This window comes from Glycocaulis sp. (assembly GCF_052168375.1).
In the GTDB taxonomy this organism is placed as follows: Bacteria; Pseudomonadota; Alphaproteobacteria; order Caulobacterales; family Maricaulaceae; genus Glycocaulis.
In genome coordinates this window covers 1-5,949 of sequence record NZ_JBQLZR010000085.1, presented here as the reverse complement: position 1 = coordinate 5,949, position 5,949 = coordinate 1, and the positions used below count along the sequence as shown (strand labels likewise).

Here is a 5,949-nt window from a genome sequence, read left to right as displayed (position 1 = left end):
TCCAATGCCGCCGCCCAGCGCGACTATGTCAGCGCAAACTATACCCATGCCGGGCGGGCCATCCTGGACGCAGGCGTGAACGTGGTGGCCCAGATGGTTGCCGCAGGCCCCGATGGGCGCGTCAGCCTGTCGTGCAATCCGGACCTGTCACTGGACATGATCCCGGCCCTGCATGCGCGCCGCAAGACGGGTGAACCGGCTCTGATCCTTGGCGAAATCAACGCGAACCTGCCGTTTCTGGGTCAGGGCGCGGACGTGCCGGAAGACTGGTTTGACGGGCTTTATGATGCTGGGCGCTACACGCTTTTTGCGATACCGAGGGAAGCCGTGACGCCCGCCGCCCACGCTATCGGGCTTCATGCGAGCACGCTGGTGCGCGATGGCGGCACCTTGCAGACCGGTATCGGGGCGCTGTCCGATGCGGTCGCGGCAGCGCTGAAACTGCGCCATCAGGACAATGCGGCATGGCGCGACGTGACTGGGTCTCTGGGCTGCGACACGGGCCTGATGAAACGCTGCGGCGGATCAGAGCCCTTCGGACAAGGGCTTTACGGCTGCAGCGAGATGCTGACGCTGGGCCTTCTCGACCTTTTCGAGACGGGTATCCTTTCGCGCCGGGTCAGCGATGATGCGGACCGGCAAGCTGAGCTTCTGGCTGATCCGGCTAGCCTGAAAGACGATGAAGGCATTGCCCTGCATGCCGGCTTCTATGCCGGACCCGGCGCCCTTTATGAGCGCCTGCACGCTCTCGACGCGAAGGCTCGCGCCCGCATCGACATGACATCGGTCACCAGGGTCAACGAGCTGTACGGCCACGAGGAACTCGCTCGCCTGCAACGCCAGCACGCCCGCTTCATCAACACGGCAATGATGGTGAACGGGCGAGGCGCGGCCATTTCCGACACGCTGGCCGACGGGCGCGTCGTCAGCGGGGTTGGCGGCCAGTACAATTTTTCAGCCATGGCGCATGAACTGGACGATGCGCGCTCCATCATTCTTGTCAGGGCCACGCGCCAGAGCGGAGGCGAGACGCGCTCCAACATCGTGTGGACGGGCGGCGAGGTTACGGTGCCGCGCCACTTACGCGACATCGTCGTCACCGAATACGGCGCCGCCGACCTGCGTGGCAAGACCGACCGGGAAGTCGCAATAGCGCTGGCCACCATTGCCGACAGCCGGTTTCAGGACGCATTTCTGGCCGAGGCCAAGGCCGCCGGAAAGGTCGAGGCCGGCTACCAGCTTCCACAAGCCGCTCGGCAAAACACGCCCGAAGCGCTTTCCGCGAAATTGCAGCCATACATCACGTCGGGTGCCTTGCTGACCTGGCCCTTCGGGAGTGACCTGACCGATACCGAATACCGTCTGCGTCTGGCACTGGAATGGCTGGCGCCGCGCAGCAGCGGATGGCGCAACCAGGCAGGCCTGCTGGCTGCGGCCGTGTTCGCTGCGCCCGCAGCGAAAAAACACCGCGAAGCACTGGAGCGCATGGGCCTCACGAAACCCGGCAGCCTGTCCCGGCGGATCGAGCAGCGGCTGGTCCTTCTGGCCCTCGACAAGACATCTGCGCCCGCCTGACACGCTGCGCAGTCATCGCTTAACAGGGGCCACGCAAGCCTCTAGCATCAGAGCATCAGCCTTCGCCTATCCAGAGTGACAGGAAATCCGGCCATGTCCGACGCCTCCTACTATTACGACAAGGCCTTCATCGAGACGGCCCTGACCGCCAGCGAGGACGGACACCGCACGATCATTGGCGGCATGTGGGAAGAGCTGGGCGCGCTGCAGATCGAGTTCCTCGTCCGCTGCGGCCTGAAGCCCGAACACAGGCTGGTGGATATTGGCTGCGGCTCGTTCCGGGGCGGGGTGAAATTCATCGAGTATCTGCAACCGGGCCATTACTATGGCATCGACATTTCCAGCGAAATTCTCGAAGCGGGATACGAGAAGGAAATCGTCCAGCGCGGCCTGGCCCAGCGCTTTCCCCATGCCAACATGATCGAGACACAGGATTTCTCGATAAGCGGGTTCGGCGTCCGGTTTGACTACGCCATTGCCCAGTCCGTGTTCAGCCATCTGCCGATCCGCTATCTCCATGCCTGCCTGAAGAAAATACATGGCCGGATGAAGCCCGGCGGCCTTTTCTTTGCGACCTATTTCGACTGTCCGCCCTGGCATGATTTTGACACGCCGCTGACGCATGAGCGCGGCGGGGTAACGACCCATCCCGCGCAAGACCCCTACCATTATCGCGCCAGCGAGATGGTACGCGCCGCCCGCTCGGGCTGGGACGTTGAATGGATGGGTGACTGGGACCATCCCCGCAATCAGAAGATGGCAATCTTCCGCCGCCGATAGGGCCATGACACACGCCACGCCATCCTCCGCAATCTTGAACCGGGCCGGCAAGGGCGAGGCGGGGTTTACCCTTCTCGAAGCACTGGTGTGCCTGGCGATCACGTCTCTCGTCGCGGTGCTGGTGCTCGATTCGGTACGGCTTGCAGGTAGCGGTGCGGTGCGTATCGGCCGGTTCGTCAGCACCGGCATGAATGCGCGCATCGACATGACGGTCCTGCGCGAAGCGGTGGAGGCAACCCGCACCGAGCATGTCCAGACCGAGCGCGCGTTCGGCGGCGATGGCATGAGCTTTCGTGGCTACACCACCCGTTCGGCTTTGCCCGGCAGCGCGGCCTCCGCCTATTACACGCTCAGCCTTGAAGAATACGAAGACGGCCTCAGCCTCGTCTATCGCGAGGGTCTTGGCGAAGAGGGTGATGACCGCCTCTGGCGGGTGATGAGCTGGAGCGCGACCGACGGACGCTTCGAATACCGCAATCCGGATAATGGCGTGTGGGAGGAGAGCTGGCCGCCGCCTTCGCTGGCCGCCCGCTTCGAGCGGCAGGTGCAGAGCGTGGTGCCGCAATTGCCGACCCAGCAGGGCGAGCGCCTGATGCGCCCACCGCACTGCGCCTACCTGCCATCGGCCATCCGCCTGACCGTTGAGGCACCCGGCGGTGATTACGGCCTGATCCTCGCGCCGGCCTCGAACGCCTGCCCGCAGGCCCGCATCAGCGATATCCTGCAATGAGGAGGATACCCGCCCCGGAAACAGCAGGCCTTCGCCGCGCCTTTCGCGCCCGGTCGGCCTATGTCTTCCCGCTGGTGCTGGCCGCGATCGTGCTGATTGCGCTGGTGACGACGCTTGCTTCCACGCAGGTGCGCCAGGGCAATGAACAGGCCATCGCCATTGCCAGCCGCATCGAGGCCGACCGCGCCTTTCACTCCGCCGAGCAGACACTGCTCTACCACACGCTGACATCGCCTGCGGGGCGTCTGGGCATTGAGGTGGGTGCTGCGCGCGACATGGCGGGCGAGGTGATCATCACGTCCGATGATCCTGACCGGGAAAGCCTTGTCCGGGCCAATGGCGAGGCGCTCGCGACCGCCCGTGAGGATGTCTTTATCCGCTTCATGGACCAGCAGGCCTTCATCAGCCTGTCCGCCATCGAACCGGTTTATCTGGAGCCGCGCTATGACGTGCTCTCGATCGAGCGCGACTTGCACCGCACCGTCTACGCCCAGATTGGCGATTTCCAGGATGAGGAAGGCCTAAGCCGCATCGGCGGTGCCGAGGCAGAAGACTATCCGCAGGCCGGGCTGCCGCCTGACCGGGTTATCGTTTCGCCGGTAGAGGTGTGTGTGCCGCCGGTGATGGCCGAACTGGAAATCTGCCAGGATGAAGGCCGTCTGCTCCTGCTGACCGAGCCGCGCGATGCGACGCATCTGAACGCGCTGCTGGCTTCACCCTTCATGATGGCGGCAATGGCCGAGCGCGGCGAAGCTCTGGGACGGCGTGTCTGGGATGAAAGCGAGGCGCGCCCGCAATCCTTCCTCGACCTCGGCTGGCCCGAGTTTGACAACCTCGTCGATGTCTTTCACTTCCCTTCCCCGCCGACGACCCATTTCGTAGCACTGACCCATGACCGGGAGGCGCAACGGGTACGGCGGACGGCATTTGAATTGACGCCCGGCACTGAGGGCAGGCCCTATGTTATACGATCAAGATACCGTATAGGGGGTGACTACGTTCGTGATGCGCTCAAGGTACCCGATGGCGAGACTTCAAGGCGGCTTCCTGAGCCCGGTTAGCTCTGTCGTGTATGCGGACGCCCGGACGAAACGCGGTGGCAACGCGGCGGACCGGTTCATACGCGGCGAACGCGTCGTGCTCAGCCGCGCCCTGACCCATTTCGAGCTGGTCACCCGCCCTCCTGGCAGCATCAATCCCCGCACAATCCAGGCCGCGCGCATGGCCGCGCAGGCGCGCACGCCGTTTCGCGATGCAGACATCTATCTGGTTTGGGGCGCGCGCCATGTCGGGGTGTGGAGCTGGCCGAAATCCAGCCTGGAGAGCCTCGGCAAGGGCGAGTTTCACGCGGTGCCGGAAACAGTACTGCACGCGCCTGCCGACGGGCTGGCCTTGCGAGCCTGCATGGAAGGTTTTGAAGGCCAGCTCTGGCAGGATGGTGAACTGACCGCGAGCCGCTGGTGGCCCTATCAGCCGGGCGCCGATGAATGGGCGGCCTTCGTGCGCGGCCTTAAGGGCGATCACGTGGTCGCGGTACCGACCCCTGAAAGACCGGCGCTGAACGCGCCCGCCCAGCCCTTGAGCTACCGCGTGCTGGACATGGTCCGGCGCCCGTCGCTGAAAGACATTGCCGCATTGGCGGTGGTCCTTCTGGCCGTTCCCCTGCTCTATCTCGGCGGACAGGCGATCAGCCTTCAGACTTTCATCATGCAGGCCAATGGCGAGATGGCGAGCCTGCAGAATGTCACCGGCGACGTGGTCGAAGCCCGCACCCAGGCCCGCTACAGCGCTACCCAGCTGACCGTCTATGACGAAATACTGACGCGCACCCATCCGATGGAAATCCTTGCCGTCTTTGCCGAGGCGGCAGAAGAGGCCGGTACGCAGCTGGAAAGCGCGAACATTACCGGGCGGCGTCTGGAAATGGTGTTGCAGGCCAGCGAGGACCTGACGCCTGCAAGCCTGGTCGAGCTTCTGGAGAACCATCCCAGCCTCTCCGGCGTGAGATTTGCACCGCTGGGCCAAGCCAATCTCTGGCGTGTCGAAGCTGATGTCGAAGGGCCCGAACAGTGAGCCTGATTGCCCGTACCCGGCAGTACCGGGACCAGATTGCCGCGCAGATGACGCCGCGCGCCTGGGCAGGCGCGGCGATCCTTAGCGGCCTCCTGCTGATTGCTGCGATTGCCAGCCTTTCCGATCATGTGGCCGCGCAGCGCGACACGGCGCGCCAGCTTGAGCGGGAGCTGCGCGTCTTCCGGGCTTTGGCTGCCGAGAGCAACTGGGCAGACCGCGCAGCCGAACTCGCCGCCGATCTTGATGTGGCCCAAGCCCCGTTCTGGCAGGGCCGAACGGCAGGGATCGTCTCTGCCCAGTTGCAAGGCGAGATGACCCGGCTGGCAAGCGAGGCAGGTATCAGCCGCGTCAATGTCGAGGTGCGCCCCGATCCCCTGCCTCTGGGCGATGAAGCGGTCTATTTCGAGCTGCGGCTGAGCGGTGAGGACCGGGACGGGCAATTCCTTGCCCTGTTCAACAATCTTGCCAGCTACCCCAATCTCATCGTGCCGGCTGGCGTGGAGTGGCAGCGCGCCAATGGTCTCATCCGCATGCAACTGATTGCCCCTGCCGTGATCGGTGCCCCTGAGGAGGCCGCGCCATGACATCGGCTTTCCGTCTGGTCCTCGCAGGTATTGCGGCGGCTCTCGCCTTCATGGCGGGGCTTGCCGGCGTCAGTGCCGGTGCAGGTCAGGACTCGCGCGAGGGCGCGGGCGTTGTGGCCGCCTTTAATGCCCCCGATCCATCAGATGTGCGCGGCTTTGTCAGCCGCATCTTCGCCGCCCGCCTCTTTCCCGATGCAGACATCACGC

At 64.4% G+C, this 5,949-nt stretch carries 7 protein-coding genes; all 7 read left to right on the top strand.

The window, feature by feature from the left end; genetic code table 11:
- The coding region (locus ACTS2Z_RS03285; protein ID WP_442571804.1) for an acetyl-CoA hydrolase/transferase C-terminal domain-containing protein at positions 1-1,575 on the top strand (1,575 nt) is incomplete at its 5' end.
- Positions 1,576-1,668: 93 nt separating this feature from the next.
- Positions 1,669-2,355, top strand: a complete 687-nt coding sequence (locus tag ACTS2Z_RS03280; RefSeq protein ID WP_442571803.1) for an SAM-dependent methyltransferase — start codon at positions 1,669-1,671, stop codon at positions 2,353-2,355.
- Positions 2,356-2,359: 4 nt separating this feature from the next.
- Complete coding sequence (locus ACTS2Z_RS03275; RefSeq protein WP_442571802.1) at positions 2,360-3,085, top strand: type II secretion system protein; 726 nt, start codon at positions 2,360-2,362, stop codon at positions 3,083-3,085.
- Positions 3,082-4,146: a hypothetical protein gene (locus ACTS2Z_RS03270; protein ID WP_442571801.1), complete on the top strand. Its 1,065-nt coding sequence runs from the start codon at positions 3,082-3,084 to the stop codon at positions 4,144-4,146. The genes ACTS2Z_RS03275 and ACTS2Z_RS03270 overlap by 4 nt, the downstream gene beginning before the upstream one ends.
- A complete protein-coding gene (locus ACTS2Z_RS03265; RefSeq protein ID WP_442571800.1) occupies positions 4,109-5,158 on the top strand; it encodes a hypothetical protein in 1,050 nt (349 codons plus the stop codon). Before ACTS2Z_RS03270 ends, ACTS2Z_RS03265 begins: the two co-directional genes overlap by 38 nt.
- Entirely contained in the window at positions 5,155-5,742 is a 588-nt protein-coding gene (locus ACTS2Z_RS03260) for a hypothetical protein (protein ID WP_442571799.1), read from the top strand. The genes ACTS2Z_RS03265 and ACTS2Z_RS03260 overlap by 4 nt, the downstream gene beginning before the upstream one ends.
- Positions 5,739-5,949 (top strand): hypothetical protein (locus tag ACTS2Z_RS03255; RefSeq protein ID WP_442571798.1); only part of this gene is annotated, 211 nt, incomplete at its 3' end. The genes ACTS2Z_RS03260 and ACTS2Z_RS03255, both read left to right, overlap by 4 nt.

What these genes read in the sequence shown, in the direction of transcription:
- ACTS2Z_RS03280 (WP_442571803.1), top strand. Translation starts at nt 1,669, where the DNA reads ATGTCCGACGCCTCCTACTATTACGACAAGGCCTTCATCGAGACGGCC.
- ACTS2Z_RS03270 (WP_442571801.1), top strand. Translation starts at nt 3,082, where the DNA reads ATGAGGAGGATACCCGCCCCGGAAACAGCAGGCCTTCGCCGCGCCTTT.
- ACTS2Z_RS03275 (WP_442571802.1), top strand. Translation starts at nt 2,360, where the DNA reads ATGACACACGCCACGCCATCCTCCGCAATCTTGAACCGGGCCGGCAAG.
- ACTS2Z_RS03265 (WP_442571800.1), top strand. Translation starts at nt 4,109, where the DNA reads ATGGCGAGACTTCAAGGCGGCTTCCTGAGCCCGGTTAGCTCTGTCGTG.